1 pseudogene is annotated in these 245 nt (G+C 35.9%); it reads left to right on the top strand.

Features of this window, described 5'->3' with window-relative positions:
• Positions 1-245 (top strand): annotated as a pseudogene (locus SB679_RS25785) (hypothetical protein); the annotation flags it as partial.

Below are 245 nucleotides of genomic sequence, written 5' to 3'. Positions count from 1 at the left end.
GATACCATTGGAAACCGGTAGTCATTCTTCCTGAGGGAGGCGTATGGCTGGACTTTGGATTTACCAATTATAATGGTGAACAGGAAAATCTTTTTGCAAAAAATCTAAAGGATGATCCCTATAAAGAAAGAGCCATTCCGAAATTCTGTGGCTTCTATTGGAGAGATAAAGATAAAAATAGATATGGTGTATGGATAGATTCCTTTGATGAAAAGGAGATTTTTGAGCTATTTCAAAAGATAGAC

Origin of the sequence: Chryseobacterium sp. SIMBA_029, from assembly GCF_046535275.1 — a bacterium.
GTDB lineage: Bacteria > Bacteroidota > Bacteroidia > Flavobacteriales > Weeksellaceae > Chryseobacterium.
This window is presented reverse-complemented; position numbering and strand designations above follow the sequence as displayed.